Here is an 18,827-nt window from a genome sequence, read left to right as displayed (position 1 = left end):
CTGAGAGAAATTAAGGGACAGTCGACCCTATCGGCAAACTGTCCCTTAACCTTAAACCTGAAGCATTTCCAAAACACCACGCATCTTCTTCCGTTACTTTTACATCTCGGCGAATAAGCATACCCTGACCTCCCCTTACCAGTGGGAAATATCAATCCCGCCCCTACCTTCTTTCTATTCTCACTGTATACTTGACATTATAAGATACTTTGTAGTGACTCCTTGATATCTTTGGTATATACACCACCGTGGTAGCAAACAATTTTATCGATTTGATAATTCAATAATTTCTTTATTGATTTTTTTGCCTCCACAATATCCAGGGTATATTGTGGATTGGCAATCAGAAGTTTCCCATCCTCTACGACTAATGCATCTCCGGAAATCAACGTTTTACTTTCTTTTACATAAATCGAGATGTGTCCTGGCATATGACCCGGGGTAGCGATTACCTCGATGCCTCCGGCCCAGGGAAAAAAATCTTTATCCTTTACACAAAGATCTACCTTAACATTTTCTATTGATTCGAGAAGCCGGTGAAAACACTTGGCACCTTCCTTCTGGTCTTCTGGAAGTAGTTCATAGATAGCTTCCGCTTGCTGTAACCGTAATGACTTTTTCGCACCACTTATATACGGCTCATCATCGATTGATGCACAAACTTTAATATGTGGATATTCTCTTTTGAAATCTGCCAAAGCTCCCATATGGTCAAAATCATGGTGAGTAATCATTATTGTTTTTAAATTACTACTATCAATTCCCTTTTCTTGTGCAGCTTTTTTTATTAAAGGCAAAAAATTTGGATATCCACAATCGATTAAAATAACTTCCGATTCATCACTCAAAATGACCGGATAAATAATATTCTCACTGCCATTAAAATTAAATTTTATTTCTAAAGCGATTACCTCACTCAAAGCTAAACTCCCCTCGTACCCTTTTTCTATAATTCTATGATGGAAAGAATAAAGATAAAGGTATAAAATAAATCTATTTAGACGATCCCTCTTGCAGATAATCTCCCCGTGTCTGTGTCGATGACCCTCCTAACCCAGCATAACCTTAAATTGACTATATTTTTCACCCGTGGATAGGCTCCATGCAACAAAAATAAAACGGCCAAACTAGTTTTTCAACTAACCATGCCGTTTTGCTATATCCCTAAACCCTAATAAATCAGCCTTTCAGCCGCCGTCTTGCCTTGACAGCAACACCACATTCCTCTATCCGTTTAACATCTCACTTCCGAACCACGCGCCCATTCTTGAATTGCATATTCGGAAAACTGGCTCCCGCAATTTCAGCTTCCGGTATCGCGTTCTCTATACGATTGATGTCTGCTTCGCTGAGATTGATCTTTAAGGACTCTACCGCTTCCTGAAAATGAGCTACCTTGCTGGCACCGATTAAGGGGATGATATCCTGTCCTTTTGATAGCATCCATGCGTAAGCAAGCTGAGACACCGTTACCTGCTTTTCCTCCGCCAACCGAGTCAGTCTCTCTACGAGCATGACATTTGTTTCAATGTTACCTTCAAATAAGGGTTAGTATATACCGGATTTCTTCTGCCATCGTCAAATAAACTTAATAAGACTGCGCAACGCAACACACACTTTCTCAAAATCCAAAATTCAACTCATCATGCCATTTCATTAACTCTGCATGATTTCCACTAACATCTTTAACCGTAACGGAATGATTAAATTTTTTTAGTTCTTCTCTAACTTTGTTTGCCATTTTTAAGACTTCCGCTTTTTTTGTTGTGGTTGTCCCCCTAATTTGCTCATTTAATGCTGCATCATTAATGACAATGATTATCTCATCTTTTATATGTTTTTTTAATTCCTTCAAAAGTGTTAGTAAGGCAACGTGACTTACCACCGATGGCTTCTGATATCCTTTGAGGATCTTTTTTTCAGATATTCGTTCTTCATCTTTATAGATGCGGTAAAGAATTTGTATATCCTCATTCTCATATGAAGTTGATATTCCTACTAAATAAGCTTTTATCATCATAAACCTCCAAATAGCTACTGCTTACTTTTAAAACCTTCTATTCGTTTTGAATTTACTCACCCTGGTAGGGTTCGCTCATGCACAGGATGGCTACCTCTCCGCTTTACTGACTTTGCGAGGTCTTCCCTTGATATTCATGTTTTGTAATTTTTGGAAAACAAATTCTCCTTTACCATTTAATATTTCAACAAAGGTAGATATATCAAGGATGTTGATTATTCCTATGTCTTCCGCTGTCATACCCTCGATATTGCAAAGGGTACCCACAATGTCCACTGGCCGCATCTTCGTTTTCTTACCTGCGTTTATATGTAACTTCATAATCTCTTTGCCTAAGGGTGCACCTTTTTCTTCTTTAAATTTGGGCCTAGTATTCATTTTTTTATTAAATTCCTGTTTGAACCGATCTATCGTTTCTTTTTCTGGTCTTTCTTTCAAAGGAATTTCTTTTCCAATATATCGTTGTATATCTGCTAAAAATTTACTTTCATCTCTTGTTACAAAAGTAATTGCTCTACCCTCTCTGCTTATACGTCCCGTTCTACCGATTCTATGCACATAGCTTTCACTGTCTTGGGAAATATCGTAATTAATGATCAGGAAAATATTATCTATGTCTAATCCTCTAGCGGCAACATCGGTTGCTACCAGATATCTAAAATAACCTTGCTTAAAATTCTTCATTATCCGCAATCTATCCTGCTGTTCCATTCCACCATGAATCTTCTGACAGTTATACTTCAGATTTGATAGTTCATCATAAACCGCATCTACTGTTTGCCTTGTATTGCAAAAGATAATACAACTATCGGGGTTTTCGATTATTGTTACATCTTTTAAAAGGTCTATCTTCTCTATTTCTTCAATGATATATCTTGCCTGATAAATCCTATCGATCGATGAATTTTTTTCTTCTATTTCAACGTGTATCGGATTTTTCATATATTGTTCACACAAGGTTTCTATATCTTTCGGCATGGTAGCTGATAATAACATCGTCACACGCTCTGTCGGTATGCTTCTAATTATTATTTCCAAATCCTCTATAAAACCCATATTAAGCATTTCATCGGCTTCATCGATTACAAGGTATTTAATTTTTGATGTATCAAAGGTTCCTCTTCCAATATGATCGATAATACGCCCCGGTGTGCCAACCACCACATGGCTTTTTTGTTTAAGTTCCTTTTCTTGCAGATAGAAGGGTGTTTTCCCGAAAATCGCAGGTACTTTGACCCTTTTAAATCTACCGATATTAAAAATATCTTCCTTAACTTGGATAGCAAGTTCTCTTGTTGGTACAATCACCAATGCTTGCGGTTTATTTTCTTCCCAATCCACCAATTCACAAATTGGAATAGCAAAGGCTGCCGTCTTGCCACTTCCTGTTTGGGATTTTACAATGATATCTTTTTTCTCTAGGACAGCTGGTATAACTTCTTGTTGAACCCTGGTGGGGCTATTATAATTCAACATCCTAATGGCCTTTAATAACTCACTACTCAATTGATAATTACTAAAACTTGCTTTCATCCTTTATTCACTCTTTCCCTTAAGACGTTTATTCTATCTTATCCGTTATGAAGCTACCTTATTTTATCTCTCCTACACCTCTCTCGTTTTTTCCGTCCCCAAAATAGCCATCGCTTCTTTGTAATTTGGACAAATTTTGCCTACCAATCGCCAAAAGGAACGGTCATGATTCATATGTATTAGATGGCAGAGCTCATGAATAACAACATAATCAATTGCATCGAGGGGAAACAGGATTAATCTCCAATGGAAGGTTAAATGTCTATTTGAACTGCAGCTTCCCCATTTGTTTGGGTGATTTTCTATGGAGAAGGATTTGTATTTTACTTTAAAGCTTGGTTGGTATAATCTTAATCTTTTTTCAATTAATTTCCGACTTTCTCTTGTATAAAAGGCCTGAAGAGCATCTGTCAGACCTCTATCTCCCTCTTGTGGGCTGGTGCATATAAATGCTTTGCCATCCCATTGTACAGTTATCTTTTTAATTGAAGGATCTAGTTTTATATATACAGGATAAAGTTTCCCCAAATAATAGCAATTGTTTTTGGGTTGTTGTTCCATATGGGTAACTCCTTATCTTGCTTGTTATCGGTTTGATTTTCACTAGCATTTCTTAGAGTAGGCGAACCTTTCAAATGTTCTTAATACAATTTACAACTATATCACAAAATTCCTTTTTTCGCATATTGGTTATTTGTGTGTTGTCAGGCCCCCTAAATAAAAATCCCCCTGACCATCGGTTAGGGGGTAACACCGCCAAAGCTACAACTAAAAAATTATATCCTTATTCCTCCATCAGGAGGGGTGTTTTAATCCACCCAACCCACTGAGTAAGGTAATCAATTCACCGTTAAATTGGAATTTAGTAATGGCTTTTTCAGCTAAAACCCCTTTATTTTTCGTTGACAATTATATCCTTACAACGAATAACAAGCTCGGGCATTCCTTCACCTGCAAAAAGTATATGGGCCTCATAACCGTTTTCCGTGCGATATAGCTCCTCATAAAGCCAAGTACTCCCCACAATGTAGTCTTCCTGTTTTATAATTTCAGACGCAGCAAAAGTAATCATATTAAAATTGGTGAATCCTCCCCGTGTATCGAGCCGCATGACAACATCTTTTTTACGAACTGTAAACTCTATCACCTCGCAATCGTGAAAACCAAATCTTTCTCTGATCATTTGAGGAATGCGCTCCCCTTGCTGTGCTTTGGAATACTCGTTTAAAATCCGGTTCATTTTCTTTTCGTTCTCTTTGCTGAGACTTTTCAGCTGACTCAGAATTTCCTTGGTACAGTAACCCAGGGAGAAAACGCGCACATCTGCAATTTGTTGATAAAGTTCATGAGGCAGTTTATCGACCGTTTCTTTTTTTACCGTTTCCTGAATAGAGCGAAATTCTGCTCTGCATTTTTTCTCATCGAACGGCGGACGAACATCGTACTCCGCTATCAACTTCTGAATGCGATCTTTTTCTTCGGACGACATACGATAAACCACTTTATCCCCTTCGTTTATCTCTCCCCCATTTGCAAATTTATCAAGAGGTACAAGCGTACATCCATCTTGTTCCAACATAAAACGGGGGTCAACGTGGTAAATCTCATGCTGTAATTTTACAAATTCCTTCTCTTTTCTTTTATAAAGCCGCAAATAGAGTGCTTCGTCATAAACATTAGCACCTTTATGCACCTTCATACCAAAATGGAGTCCTGTCCGTTGACACAACTCATACCATTCCTTTGTTAGATACTTCATGATATTTCCTTTCATCAAATTTCTGTTTATCATTATCTTACATCAACAATCGAATTTTCACGGAAAATGACCTGGCCTTGCGGTCTTCTTGCTTTCAGGCAATAAATGGCAGACATCGGATGTGCCAGTTTGTGAATACACTGTATTATATTATTTTCGTATTTTTGACACGCTTTGGAGGGCTTATAAATGAACAATAATAACAAAGAGTTTCAATCAGAGAAAGAAAATACCCAGTGTACGACAGGCAGGCAAAGCGAACCGATCAATCACAATCAATCTCAATCGCCTCTTCCGGATGCTGATAAGAACAGTAAACCGATGGCTGCCGCAAACGTAAAGCCTGCAAAAACAAAGAACTCGGATGTATCCCATTCCCAGACGGTGGGTGTTCGAGGCCCTGTCCTTGTGCAGGACACCGTTCTACATGAAACCTTGGAAACTTTTGTATTTTCCACTACGCTGCCACGGCGCATACATACAAAAGGATATGGCGCTTTTGGGTATTTTTGCACCACTCACTCAATGAAGAAATATACCAAAGCCGGATTTTTGCAAATGCCCAATCAACAGGTGCCGGTGGCGGTACGTTTCTCTCTTGCTGCAAGCAATCAGGGAACGCCGGACACTTCCAGAAATGTGCGGGGATTCAGCACCAGGTTTTATACCAATGAGGGAATGTTTGATCTGCTCTGCAATCATCTCCCTGTCTTTTTTGTACGCGATGCAATTCGTGTACCAGATGTAATCAGCCATCTTTCGCCTTCGCCCGTGAATAACCTGACTGATCCGGAACGGCTTTGGAGTCTGTTTGCCAAGTATCCCGAGGCAACGAATATGCTGATATGGTTTTTTTCAGATTTGGGAACGGTCAAAAGCTTTCGCCATATCCCAGGGTATAGTGTGAGCACCTATGTCTGGCGAAATGCACAGGGTGTTCGCCACTATGTGAAATACCACTGGCTCCCCATGGCGGGGGCGGAGTACATTAACCAACAGGAGGCTCAGTGGCTGGCATGCCAAGACCCTGACATTGCCGGACGTGACCTGTATGATAGTATAGCAAAAGGAAAGGCCGTCGAATACAAACTTTGTGTACAGTTGATGAATCCTGAAGATGCAAAGATACTTCCGTTTGATCCTTTGGATGATACCAAGGTATGGGATGAAACCCAATATCCCCTTTGCCCCGTTGGGCGTATGGTTTTAAACCACAATCCGGACAATTATGCTGAGCAGGTAGAAAAATTGGCCTTTGCTCCGGCGAATTTACTTCCTGGTCTGGAATTTTCAGATGACAAGGTGCTACAGGGACGTACATTTATTTATTCGGATGCACAGCGTCACAGACTGGGCCCTGATTTTCGTAATATCCCCGTCAACAAACAGCCAAACTGGTCCCCTGCATCTATGGTATCCAGTGGAAACGGCAGATATATCGCCGGTGAAATTATGCGTGCCGAAATCCCGAATCCAGACAATTTCACACAAGCGACTCAGAAGTATGAATCCTTTTCTGCAGCAGCGAAAAAGAACCTTGTAAATAATATTGCGTCAGGACTTGTAAATGCCCAACATAATACGCAGTGCATCGTCTTATGGCATTTAGAACAAGTTTCCCCTTCACTTGCAGAAATGGTCAGAAATCAAATGCTTTTGTATGCAGGTACCGTGGGAAGATAGACCCTATTGCTTTGATTCTGGTATCATTTGGCGACTGTATCTAAAAAATCTGATTATGCATCTGTATTTTTTGCTAAAAAAAGGGGCTGAAATCGAGCGTTTTTCGCTCTGATTCTAGCCCCTTTTTTTAGCTTTCAAACTACAACATATTGTGGTCACTTTTTGCTTTCCAAACCACAACTGTCCTGTATAAATAAACCCTTGCCAACTAACACCCCTCAAACCCGCGTTCCCAAAACTTACAAAATTTCACCATTTAAAATAAAGTCATGCAGGTAATTAGGGTTATGGATAAGGGAAATTCAGATTTTTTCCCCGCTTTTCCCTCCTGTTTTCTCTTTCCTTTTTCCTTGCTTTTACTCTCTTATTGCCATGTATTTTATCAAGCTTTTTTATTGGAATGCAGGAGTATTTTTTATAGCTCAATTCCTTGGTTCAGGCTTTTTGACACATGTTTATTTCGGGGTTACAAAACGCTGCATCAGAATCACGCTCTCAACGTGGCTCGAAAGGACAGAATGAATGTCTTTCAAACCATTCGTTCTCGAAAACATATCCACAATGTTTTTTACATTATCGGCAGACGGGAACATATCAACCAGCTTTTGGCTTCTTTCAGAAAACTTTCAAACGATTACTTGATTTTTCTACCATTATATACAATTAGAGTAATTACATTTAATAAGAGTGTAACGATGAGAAGAACTGATCCTACAAACACCAAAACACCACTAGTATCCATAAGAGCAGACCAATCCTCAATCTTTACTAAATAATTAGTATAGATTATCTGAAAATATAACGAAATAGAACAGGCAATAATGCTCATAATGGAAAGAGTACTCCAATTCCTAAACTCACGCTTTTTATATTGCATGAGATTAACAACAGGAAGTGTCCAGGCAATAAGTCCAAGCAATAGACTGCCAACATTAAGCCAACCCATCATTTTTTATCCCCCTTTGAGTTTTTTATTCCTTTATTTTTGTTCAGAAGCACAGGGACGGTTCTGCCGCTTCCTTGCTAGGCTTTAAATATAAGGTTAGGGGAAACCCCTAAAATCCTCGCTGCCTGTCTTTGTGTTATTTTTTCTATCCCTTTTATCTTTTGTAATACTCGATCCCTTTCTTTTTTCGGAAAACTTTTTACTTGAGCTATTTCAATTCCATCGATTACTTTCAAAATTTCCAGTCTTGCCTCTTCATCGGACAATTTTACTTTTTCATTAATAATATCGTCTAGACAACTGTCATTACTTTCTTGTTCATTAAATTGCTTAAATTTTTCTCTGGCTTCGTTTGCATCTTTTGAAAACATTTTTAATATTACGTCATTATCTAAAAGGTTTTCCGGGTAAACCTTACCACCATAATACCCAGGACAACTGCTCCACCGCCACTGTTCAACTCTTTTTACCAAGTGCGCTTTTACCGGGTTCTGGTGTATATATCTTATTATTGTTAGTAAGTATTTATCTGATTCTACATTTTCACTTTTAAATCTATCCTGAAAAAGATGTCCTGTTGTCTTATACTTCTGGTTATAGTACCATACAAAACTTACCCCTAAACGTTTCATCGTTATTGAAATGTCTTCGTTTGCTTCTTCTAACAGTAAATGAACATGGTTATTCATAAGGCACCAACCATAAACTTTCACTTCGGAAGTAATTTTAATCCTACCAAGGGTTTCCAAAAATCTTAACCGATCTTCGTCATCATGGAAAATCTCCTGTCTATTGGCACCTCTTATCATTATATGGTAAATTCCAGTTTCACTTTTTTCCCTGGCACGGCGAGGCATATTATCACCAGCTCTAATTTATTTTTCTATATTATACCAAATAAAAAGCAAGGAAGCAACAGAACCGTCCCTGCGCTTCTTCTGTCCCCACCGGTAAAGGATAGCGGTTGCCCTTGAATAGAATGGTGTTGTCTTTTCTTACCACCCTTGTTACAATATCCGGTCGAGTAGACCGAGGGAGTTTCACCCCCAGTCTCTCACAGAACCGAACGTGAAGGTCTCCCTTCATTCGGCTCTTGTTAACGAAGGAGAATTGATGCTAGACTGGAAAAAAGTGTCCCTTTTATTATGCCACTTACAACGGATCCATCACCCTTCATCAGCGTGAGCCGTAATTATATAAATCACAGGGAGGACACTATTATGTTAGAAGAAACCAGCAAAAACGAACTTTTTCACGTGTACTACAAACGCTGGATTACTGTTTACAAAGAAGGCGCTATACGGTCAGTTACAATGGCTAAATATTTGATGACGCATCAGTGGTTGATCAAATTAGTCCCTAACTTGAAACTTTGTGAGTTGACACGCATTTTTTATCAACAATTACTAAATGATTATGCTGCAGAACATGAACGTCAAACAACTATGGATTTTCACCATCAACTTAAAGGTGCAATCATTGACGCCGTTGATGAAGGTTTGATTGAACGCGATCCAACACGTAAAGCAATCATCAAGGGTAAAACGCCTCGTGAAAAGAAACCAAAATACTTGAATCAGTTTGAGCTTCATACCATGCTAACAAAATTGAATTTGAAGCAAGAAATCAACTGGGACTGGTTCATTCTTCTGGTTGCAAAAACGGGTATGCGATTTTCAGAAGCATTAGCGTTAACACCTAAAGATTTTGACTTTGCACATCAAATGTTGTCTATCAGTAAAACTTGGAATTACAAAGGCGATGGTGGATTCTTGCCAACCAAGAACCAATCATCGGTGCGTAAAATTCAACTTGACTGGCAAACCATTATTCAATTTTCTCAATTACTAAAAGGGCTGAAAGAAGATAAACCGATTTTTATTCGCACTAAAGGAAAAATCTATAATTCAACTGTAAATTCCGTGTTAACGAGCTTATGCAAGAAGGCAAATGTACCAATTATTTCAATTCACGGCTTGCGGCATACACATGCATCACTTTTATTGTTTGCAGGTGTTTCCATTGCCAGTGTTGCCCGACGACTCGGACATGCGAGTATGACCACGACTCAGAAAACGTATCTCCACATCATTCAGGAACTTGAAAATCAAGATGTTGATCTGGTAATGCGCTCATTATCCGGGTTAAGCTAATCATCACCATCGGCTTACGGCTCACGCTGATGAAGGGTGATGAGGGTATCAAGGCAAGTGAAAAGTGCTGATATTCTAGTCTGTTCAGCCCTAATTGGTACCAATGCTTTCAGTTCAGTTAGGTTGCCAACTGCCAATCCGGGCTGAGCGGATTGACCAGAATATTGCCCCAAATTCATTGTTTCAAATAGATGATATAAGAAGCGGGTTTCGTTCTTCTCATTTGCCCTTACAGCAACTGCATGTTCAGTAAAATAAGCCTTTCCAGAGGAAAATCGCACGTTCCCACACAAGGCTCCTTGGCGACCAATAAGGGCATATTCTCCGTCGTGATTATAGACCTTTGCATATCCCCGAAGGCCATTGCCGCCATACACCGGATAGTCACCAGACAGAAATATATCCGACGCCCTAATAAACTCTCCACTGCGAAACTCATCGCATAGCTCTCTGAGCCTACGCTGTTCCCAAGCGAAAGCCGAAAAAGAGTCAAGCAACAATACCCTTGACCCTTTTTCCATCAATTCCTACACATTAATACCCAATATTTTCAACTGTTCATTGATCTTAGCCTCCAGCTCGGCGATTTCTCGTTTATCCTGTTGTAATAGCTTATTTACTTCATCAAGGTCAATGACCTGTTCTTCTTCAAAAGTATCCACGTAACGAGGAATATTTAAGTTAAACTCGTTTTCTTTGATTTCTTCAAGTGATGCCACGTGTGCATATTTATCAACATCCACACGATTTCGGTAAGTTTCAATAATTTTATTAATGTTTTCATCCGTAAGTTTATTTTGATTCTTACCTTTTTCAAACTCGTTGCTTGCATCGATAAACAAGATGTCTTTTGTTTTGCGGTTTTTCCTGAATACTAAGATCGTAGTTGGGATGGATACACCATAAAACAAGTTAGCAGGTAGACCTATAACTGTATCAAGGTAGTTTTTCTCAATTATGGTTTGACGAATCGTACCTTCTGCTGCACCACGGAACAAGACACCGTGCGGTAATACAATGGCCATTGTTCCCGTATCATTCAGATGATACAAACTGTGTAAAATGAATGCATAATCCGCCTTCGTTTTAGGAGCAAGTTTACCATATTCGCTAAAACGCGGGTCTTTTAGTTTCGTTTCGCTATTGTCCCAATGAGCAGAATAAGGAGGATTCGCAACCACGGCATCAAAAGAGCGCGGGCGGTCAATTCCTTTTGCATCTGGTCCATCAGGCCAATCTCTTTCAAGCGTGTCCGCATTAGACAGAGTCATGTTGTTAAATGAAACACCATGCATCATCAGGTTCATACGAGCTAAGTTGTATGTTGTCGTATTCTTTTCTTGACCAAAGAATTTAATCGCCCCCGGCTTATCTCCACCAGGCAACTCAGCTTGAACGGTTAACAGCAATGACCCAGATCCACAAGCCGGGTCATATACCGAAAAAGTATTATCCGATTCTTCTACACCATCCGTTACAATTTTAGCCAAAATTTTAGAAACTTCATGAGGTGTGTAGAACTCTCCCCCTTTTTTACCCGCACTTGCTGCAAATTGACCGATTAGATATTCATAGATTGTGCCAAGAATATCTTTGCCATCTTCACCTTTGTAATCAATACCATCAACAAGCTTTACAATACGGTTAAGTGATTTCGCACGTTCATTTGTAGAAGAACCAAGACGAGAGTCTCCAAGGTTGATATCATTAAATACGCCACGAAAATCTTTCGCGGCTTCTTTGTTTAATTCAGCATTCTTATTGAAGTTATCAAAAATCGTTTGATAATCACTTGGAATCACCATGCTATTGTCAATCTTTTGAACTAAAGATTTCCAAGTATCAAGCGGTGCAATGGCATAGCCTAGACTTGAAGAAATATCCTCTAAGTAGTCATTCAAATCGTCCCCGTTCGCTTGTTCTAAATAGGCTTTATTAATCGATTCGCCAACGGCAATATCAATAACATTATTTTCAACTAAATACTGTTCTTGATGTTCGGACAGATAACGATAAAACATAAAGGCTAAAATGTAGTTCTTGTATTCTGCGGCATCCATGTTTCCACGAAGCTCATTTGCCATCGCCCACAGTTTTGCTGTAATGGTTTGTAGATTATTACTCATGTTGTTATTTTCCTCCTAGACAAACATTTGTTGCAGTAATGATTTCTTCTGTTCTCGCAGGTGTTCCAACTTACGCTGATGAAGGGTGATGAGGGTATCAAGGTTACGGAAAAATGAGCTGATTTTGACTTGTTCTTCGATGGATGAAAACACAAAGCATATTTGGCCAATCTGTTGGAAGTTCAATCCTTCTCGTCCGCTACCTGCTTGATTATTATTAATCTGCTGTTGACCTTTAGGAGATGCCAAATTCAATTGAATAAAGTCTGAACTATAACCTTCGATTGGTCTAATGATACAAACGTGCTGATTAACGTTAGAGTCGCTAGAAAGGCGATATACTGCACTTCTACCAATCGAAGCACCTGTAATATTAAGCAGTACATCATTCTTAACTACTCGACTGTTTTTCATTTCTTCATCGGTCTGAGGAGTGATATATGCTACATCACTCAAGTCAACTAAATCATCATGGATATTTTGAGATCTAATCAGAGGAATACCTTCTAAAACGTAAGAATATCCTCCACCTTTTGGGGTCTTTCCACTTCCAATCTTTAAGGTTATTTCCTCTAGCCTACGCTGTTCCCAAGCGTCAGTGAACCCTGGAAAACGAACTTCCGGAAAATCTTCGCCATTTTTCGGAAACATTTTTTGAAGCAACCCGGCCTTCAAATTTTGCACGTTATTTAACTTACGCTGATGAAGGATGATGAGGTGGTCAATTTCAACAAAGAACTTCCCAATTCGCTGTTGTTCTTCCAATTTAGGATAGAGCAAGTTTATTTGTTTTAAATCAGAATTATGCAAATGAACAACAGATTTCCCTTTAGCACATTTTGACATTTCTTTTTGTTGTGTGCCGTTTGAAATTATCAAAGCCAAAAATATAGGATCAATTTCTTGATTGGGTTTAATGATATTTAAGTCTCCCCCAAGTATAATTCCAGGCTTACCAATAACTGACGCTCTTGAAATATCTTCTGCTGTTTCGCCAGATGCAGGGACAACAACTTCATTTCCTTCACTGATTACAGATTTGTCTTTCATCTCTACAAATGTATCAACATCGTTTATGACAGTTTCGTACTTAGTATAAAGACGACCGTATAAAACAATTGGTGAGCCACTCTCAGTTAAATCATTCTTTGTATAACCGTTTCCTTTCAAGAATTCCGCGAGTTCCCCGAGCCTCCGTTGCTCCCAAGCATCAGTGAATCCGGGGAACCTTATTTTGGGCACATTTTCTTTGTTTTCGTTCATTTCTGCTCTCCCTGTATTTTCTTAATTTCTTTATCGAAATCAGAAACTATTTTTTGATGCTTGTTGAATTCTTTATATTCGCCAATCGCCTTTTTCTTAGCTGCACTATGAGAAATATGCCCATGTCCTTTCAAAATTTCATAGCGATTGAATTTTAAGAATTTATCAATACTTGTCGCAAAGTCTTGCATTCCCAATAAAGTTTCATCTTCAAGCAAACGCTCTACATAGTCAAAGTAAGCGGATACGTTACGTTCTAGACTGCGAATTTCTTTTTCGGAAAGGTAATTCTTTGCAACCACAACATCTGACTGTAAGATTCGTCCATCAGGTGAATTTTTCCAAGAAGTAAGTCCCATATGCTCTTTGTCTTTATCGGCACTGTCATAAACAATTTCAGCAGCAGTTTTCCCTGTAATCGCATAATGAAACTTGTTTTGAACTGTCGCATAAAACTTCTTGGTGATATCTGAGTTCTGATCATAATCGTATGAAATTTCCGCAAAGACATCTGTTATTTGTTGCCATATACGTCGTTCACTTGCTCGAATTGAACGAACGGTTTCAAGCAACTCACGGAAGTAATCCTTACCAAAAACGTTCTCACCTTGTTTCATACGTTCAACATCAATTTTAAAACCTTTTTGGATGTATTCTTTTAAGACATCAGTTGCCCATATACGGAACTTCGTCGCCTTTTGCGAATTTACACGATAGCCAATTGAGATAATCGCATCCAAGTTGTAATATTTTACTGGCTTTGTCTGTGTTTTCCCTTCAATTGCACCGTGTTGAGTGGTATGTGCAATTTCTGCACTAACCACTTTTTCATCGAGTTCACCGGTCTCAAAGATATTTTTCAAATGACGAGAAATTGATGTTCTATCGACACCGAACAATTCTGCGATTGTTTTTTGTGTTGCCCAAATCGTTTCATCTTGAACAAGAACTTCCACCTTTTCATCGGCATCATACACTAAAAATTGTATTTCGTTCATTATATCCTCCCTCAATGAAATAAGTTTTTCATGCATTTACTCACTCATTCTCACAATTTCAAGTATATCTAAACCAGGTATTTAGGAATTAATTTTAATTAATAGCAAATTACCCAGCTCAATACCCCTAAAATCCTGGACACGTGCCATGTGCTTTGATTTAGCAATATCAGCACCAATAATCAAAGTTGATTCTGTGAGTTGCTCAATTCGTTGTTTTTGTTTATAATTCATTTTGAAGTACCTCCTGTGTGATTAAATTAGGGGTGGGTCGCCTGAACAACTCGACACCCAGTATATTACAGGAGGTGCTTCTTTTTTTCAAAGACCATTTTATTTCCTTACAGGAATGCTCCTATGTAATTTCAAAACAATTCTATTTTGCTCTATAAGTTTAACTTTCCGCCAATTCATCCGCTAATTCGTAAATTGCTTCACGCAAACCGTTCCGATATTTAATTTTAGACAATGACTGTACTTCTTCATCATGAGCAAGTGTCTTATAGTCAGAACTTGCTTGAGCAATGATGTCACGGATTTGGCCGGTATCATCTAAGTCTTGCAAGCCGTAGCGATGACGACTAAACAACTCACGCATTTGAGCACTTGTGATAATATCCGTTATTCCCCACTTCACTCGGAAGTCAAGAAACATTCTATCAAGACTAACATTGTTCGCCTGTTGGATAATTTGTTCACTGTCGCTTAATCTCACAGGATACTTAAAGTCAAAATCCGCCGGCGGGAAATGACCTTTGATGATTGCGACAGCCGCATTCATAATCTTCGTCGCATAATTACGATCATCCAACCCATTGGCAAAATGGTTAATTTTCTCTTGCGTCTCTTTGGCTTCTTCATTTTTACCTTCATGAACTTGGTTCAATAATTGTTCCACCAGTTCAGTAAGATAATCATAGTCTATCTTAACGTCCTTCACGTGCGTCATCCGCAGTTCGATCTGATAAAGAGGGATTTTTTTCTCCTTAGCAATATGTGACTTAAGTTCATTGGTTAAGATTGTTGTCAACATTACTTCTTGCTCTGAAGTCATCCCTAACTTTTCTATTAACTCATCTGGATTGTCATAGTTAAATCCGACTTTTTCACCATCAACTTCATCAGGATCATATTGTTTTAATTTTGCCATTCCCCTGTTATATTCACGGAGCAAATCAAGCATATGATCCTTTTGTTTTTCAGAAGGTGGCAACTGTTTAAATTCAGTCGTTAAGTCACCTAATTTCCCAACAATTTGTTTCACTTCGTTAAACACATCTTCAAATGGTTTCGCAATGATACCACCTTTTTGATTCACCTCGCGTTGTTCATCTTCGGATAAAATGGCTGAGTCTTTATTTGCATAAACAGCAAGCGCTTTATTCATCAACTTCTCATTTTGCGCAGGCCACCGGTAATTGACCACGCGTCCCCATGGTTTCTCTTGCATCTCCGCAATACGATTCGTTCTTGAATAAGCTTGAATTAACCCGGCACCTTTCAAAGTTCTATCCACATAAAGGGTGTTCAGTTCAGGCGCATCAAATCCGGTTAATAATTGATCCACCACGATAACCATATCAAGGAAGTTACTATCTGTGGCAGATTTATTCAAGCGCGAAGTCACGTCTTGCGTATAGCCCGAAACATCATCCATCCCAAAAGATGTGCCAAATTCAGCATTATAAGCTTTAATGGCCTCGTGCAAACCTTGATTTGTGGCAAGCATTCCATCACTATTTGATGAATTTTGACTGAAAGTAACGGCAACCTTTAAAGTCTGTCCGCCGCTCTTCTTATTTTCTTCGTTGACGCGTTGAAACTCATTAAAATACATCATCGCCATTGGCGTACTTGCTTTACCGCCGCCCACGTGAGTTGTAAACAAAGCATTATACTTACCTTCATTAGAACGGTTGCGCCAATTTTTGAAAATGTCTTCCACTACCAGTTTGATGTGATCTGGATTTTCATCGTAAAAACTTGGTTCAATCGCATCATCCATATCTTCTTGAGAGAGATTGTTGATTTTCTCTTGAATTTGTTCTTCAGTCCATTTGGGATAGTGTTTACGGTAAAAGGCAGGAAGATATTTTTCTTTCATTTGTTTTTCGTCAATTGTTGTCTCAAAATCGACCTTGAAGCCTAAAACGTTACGGTCAGCAATCGCTTCACGAATGGTATAAGCATGTAATAGTGGACCAAAAATATCCTCTGTTCGAAGCCCAGTGGTTGTTTCATCAAACATAGGTGTTCCGGTATAACCAACCCAAGCAGATTTCTTAAAGGCTTTTTGAATGTTCTCGAATGAGTCACCGCCTGTTGAACGGTGTGCTTCATCCACGATAAATACGATATTCTTATCCGGTGCTTTAAAGGTCTTACGTTTCACCAAAGTATCCAGTTTTTGAACGGAAGTCACAACAATGCTATTGTCTTTACTTTTAAGCTTACGGCTCAAATCAGTCGTATTGTTTGTGTTTCGAATGCTGCCTAATGTGTCTTCTGTCGCATCCGGGTCATAGGCTTTGTAGTTTTCATTGGTTTGCTTGGTTAAGGCAATTCTATCCACCACAAAGACCACCTTGTCCACTTTAGGCATACGGCTGGCAAGCCATGCAGTTTTGAAACTTGTAATGGTTTTACCGGATCCAGTTGTGTGCCAGATATAACCAATTTTATTCATGCCAAGTTCAAAATCAGCGCGTTTCAAGCTCTCGATAACATTTTGTGTCGCATACACTTGATAAGGGCGCATAACTTTCAACATTTGTTTATTCTTTGTTCCGTCCAAAATCATGTAGTTGGTAGCCATTTGATGCGCCATTGGAATTGAAAGCATTGAATCTGCAAATTCCTTCCAGTTGCGCACGATGGCATTGTCACTCTTGCGTTGCCAGTTAAAAGCGAAGTCCTTATTAAATTTATCTGACGTAGTATTTGCCATATACTTCACGTTGTTTGGTGTGATGGCCACCAAAATTTGCAAAGTCGAGAAAATATCACGATATTGATTTTCATCAGCATATTGATGCATTTGATTGAGAGCTTCATTGACATCACGCGTGTCATGCTTTTCCTCAATTTGAATGATTGGCAGACCGTTAATTAAAAGAGTCGTGTCAAAACGACGATTTTGTTTTCCTGTGATAAGCGCTGGTCGTTCAATTTGGTTGACCACTTGATAAACGGTATCTCCAGCCCCTATTTGTTTTTGATCAAAAACAGTAAGGAATACATGACGTCCATCGTCTAAATCAATCTCGATTTGCGACACACCATTTAAGCCATACAAGAACTGCCCTGCTTCGTAAGGTGTCTGAATGTCGGAGATGATTCTCTTAACTTGATTAAATTCCACAGCACTTAAAGGACGGTCAAGCGTGTTTTGATTGTGTTGTTCCAAGATCGCCTTAAAGTTATCCCAGAGTTGTTCCGTCGTTTTAATATTTGGTTCATATTTCCACAGTTTCGTTTTCACTACATAATCAACCTTTGATTCTTTGGCAACAAAGTCGCCGATGCCTTCCAGATGCTCTGGTTTGGTAATTGTGCCACTGGTAATGTATTGAATTAGTTCTGTTTCGAATTGATTCTCGTTCATTTCTTACTTGCCTCCCTAAGCTTTTCTAATACTATGGTCGTTTCTGAATTTGCTGCTCTATTTTTTAATGCTTCCAGCCGTAATTGGTTGAAATAAAGTTCACCGATAATCCGCTGTTTTTCTATGATTGGCAAATCCGGTAATTCAAGTTCTCTCACTTGTTTCAGAGTGTATTTTAGAACTTGAGAACCCTGCAATCCCATTTGAAACTGTTTCTTAACGGATTTATCTTCATTAAGTAAGTAAACCAGATATTTTGAATCAACCTTTTCATCAGTTACTAACTTAACGTAGTTTTGCGTGTATAGATACCCCCGATGATTCGCACCAACTAGAGTAGACTTCCCCGATATCAAACTAAAAACCACATCACCTTGACATAGCGTATTCACCTTATCAAAGGTTCGCACTTGTTTGCGGTCACTGCGATTAGAATCAATGCCAACCAAATCATCCTCAATATCTGGTTGTCCATAATAGGTGTAAAGTGGCGCTTTATCATCAAACGCTTCTTTAATCCTAAATTGCGGCGAACCGCTTACGAACTCAACCACATTCTCTAATCTTTTCATATAAATCCGTGCCTTTCTAAAATTAACCTTTCTCAATATTTATATTCTATGAGATCGATTTTGAAAACGCAAGTATTAGTTTGTTAATTTTAAAAAATTACATTTTTATAGGTTAAGCTGAGCCCGTTCAACGATTGGAAAAGACAAGCGTATTCGGCAGTTCGGAAACA

At 38.8% G+C, this 18,827-nt stretch carries 17 protein-coding genes; 2 read left to right on the top strand and 15 right to left on the bottom strand.

Annotation, left to right across the window (positions count from 1 at the left end; translation table 11 throughout):
• Positions 1-197: 197 nt before the first annotated feature.
• From V6C11_RS06215 to V6C11_RS06190, 6 genes are all read right to left on the bottom strand, one after another.
• Positions 198-920 carry an MBL fold metallo-hydrolase gene (locus V6C11_RS06215; RefSeq protein WP_333530258.1) on the bottom strand — a complete coding sequence of 241 codons (723 nt, stop codon included), beginning with the start codon at positions 918-920 and terminating at the stop codon, positions 198-200.
• Between the two features lie 322 nt (positions 921-1,242).
• Complete coding sequence (locus V6C11_RS06210; protein WP_333530257.1) at positions 1,243-1,515, bottom strand: aldo/keto reductase; 273 nt, start codon at positions 1,513-1,515, stop codon at positions 1,243-1,245.
• Positions 1,516-1,621: 106 nt separating this feature from the next.
• The gene (locus tag V6C11_RS06205; protein ID WP_333530256.1) at positions 1,622-2,017 is read right to left on the bottom strand and encodes a hypothetical protein; all 396 of its coding nucleotides are present in this window, start codon (positions 2,015-2,017) and stop codon (positions 1,622-1,624) included.
• A gap of 93 nt (positions 2,018-2,110) precedes the next feature.
• Positions 2,111-3,553 (bottom strand): DEAD/DEAH box helicase, encoded by a 1,443-nt coding sequence (locus V6C11_RS06200; protein ID WP_333530255.1) that lies wholly within the window; start codon positions 3,551-3,553, stop codon positions 2,111-2,113.
• A 72-nt stretch (positions 3,554-3,625) separates the two neighbouring features.
• The gene (locus tag V6C11_RS06195; RefSeq protein ID WP_333530254.1) at positions 3,626-4,114 is read right to left on the bottom strand and encodes a M48 family metallopeptidase; all 489 of its coding nucleotides are present in this window, start codon (positions 4,112-4,114) and stop codon (positions 3,626-3,628) included.
• Positions 4,115-4,445: 331 nt separating this feature from the next.
• Positions 4,446-5,312: a DUF4085 family protein gene (locus V6C11_RS06190; protein ID WP_333530253.1), complete on the bottom strand. Its 867-nt coding sequence runs from the start codon at positions 5,310-5,312 to the stop codon at positions 4,446-4,448.
• A gap of 189 nt (positions 5,313-5,501) precedes the next feature.
• Here V6C11_RS06190 and V6C11_RS06185 point away from each other — a divergent pair, with 189 nt between their 5' ends.
• Positions 5,502-6,995 carry a catalase gene (locus V6C11_RS06185; RefSeq protein WP_333530252.1) on the top strand — a complete coding sequence of 498 codons (1,494 nt, stop codon included), beginning with the start codon at positions 5,502-5,504 and terminating at the stop codon, positions 6,993-6,995.
• A gap of 634 nt (positions 6,996-7,629) precedes the next feature.
• Here the strand turns inward: V6C11_RS06185 and V6C11_RS06180 are convergent.
• Together V6C11_RS06180 and V6C11_RS06175 are read right to left on the bottom strand one after the other, a co-directional pair.
• Entirely contained in the window at positions 7,630-7,944 is a 315-nt protein-coding gene (locus V6C11_RS06180) for a hypothetical protein (RefSeq protein WP_333530251.1), read from the bottom strand.
• 74 nt (positions 7,945-8,018) lie between these two features.
• Complete coding sequence (locus V6C11_RS06175) at positions 8,019-8,798, bottom strand: REP-associated tyrosine transposase (protein WP_333530250.1); 780 nt, start codon at positions 8,796-8,798, stop codon at positions 8,019-8,021.
• Between the two features lie 363 nt (positions 8,799-9,161).
• Here V6C11_RS06175 and V6C11_RS06170 point away from each other — a divergent pair, with 363 nt between their 5' ends.
• Positions 9,162-10,094 carry a site-specific integrase gene (locus tag V6C11_RS06170; protein ID WP_333530249.1) on the top strand — a complete coding sequence of 311 codons (933 nt, stop codon included), beginning with the start codon at positions 9,162-9,164 and terminating at the stop codon, positions 10,092-10,094.
• Positions 10,095-10,108: 14 nt separating this feature from the next.
• Here the strand turns inward: V6C11_RS06170 and V6C11_RS06165 are convergent, their stop codons facing one another.
• From V6C11_RS06165 to V6C11_RS06135, 7 genes are all read right to left on the bottom strand, one after another.
• The gene (locus tag V6C11_RS06165) at positions 10,109-10,615 is read right to left on the bottom strand and encodes a restriction endonuclease subunit S (protein WP_333530248.1); all 507 of its coding nucleotides are present in this window, start codon (positions 10,613-10,615) and stop codon (positions 10,109-10,111) included.
• Positions 10,616-10,621: 6 nt separating this feature from the next.
• Positions 10,622-12,220: a type I restriction-modification system subunit M gene (locus V6C11_RS06160; protein ID WP_333530247.1), complete on the bottom strand. Its 1,599-nt coding sequence runs from the start codon at positions 12,218-12,220 to the stop codon at positions 10,622-10,624.
• 15 nt (positions 12,221-12,235) lie between these two features.
• Complete coding sequence (locus V6C11_RS06155) at positions 12,236-13,483, bottom strand: restriction endonuclease subunit S (RefSeq protein WP_333530246.1); 1,248 nt, start codon at positions 13,481-13,483, stop codon at positions 12,236-12,238.
• Entirely contained in the window at positions 13,480-14,481 is a 1,002-nt protein-coding gene (locus V6C11_RS06150; RefSeq protein WP_333530245.1) for a virulence RhuM family protein, read from the bottom strand. The genes V6C11_RS06155 and V6C11_RS06150 overlap by 4 nt, the downstream gene beginning before the upstream one ends.
• A gap of 81 nt (positions 14,482-14,562) precedes the next feature.
• Positions 14,563-14,715 carry a hypothetical protein gene (locus V6C11_RS06145; RefSeq protein WP_333530243.1) on the bottom strand — a complete coding sequence of 51 codons (153 nt, stop codon included), beginning with the start codon at positions 14,713-14,715 and terminating at the stop codon, positions 14,563-14,565.
• A gap of 160 nt (positions 14,716-14,875) precedes the next feature.
• Positions 14,876-18,085 (bottom strand): type I restriction endonuclease subunit R, encoded by a 3,210-nt coding sequence (locus V6C11_RS06140; RefSeq protein ID WP_333530242.1) that lies wholly within the window; start codon positions 18,083-18,085, stop codon positions 14,876-14,878.
• Complete coding sequence (locus tag V6C11_RS06135; RefSeq protein ID WP_333530281.1) at positions 18,082-18,657, bottom strand: restriction endonuclease subunit S; 576 nt, start codon at positions 18,655-18,657, stop codon at positions 18,082-18,084. Before V6C11_RS06135 ends, V6C11_RS06140 begins: the two co-directional genes overlap by 4 nt.
• Between the last annotated feature and the right edge of the window lie 170 nt (positions 18,658-18,827).

The sequence above is a fragment of the Desulfotomaculum sp. 1211_IL3151 genome (assembly GCF_036763075.1).
Taxonomy (GTDB): Bacteria; Bacillota; Desulfotomaculia; order Desulfotomaculales; family Desulfotomaculaceae; genus Desulfotomaculum.
This window is presented reverse-complemented; position numbering and strand designations above follow the sequence as displayed.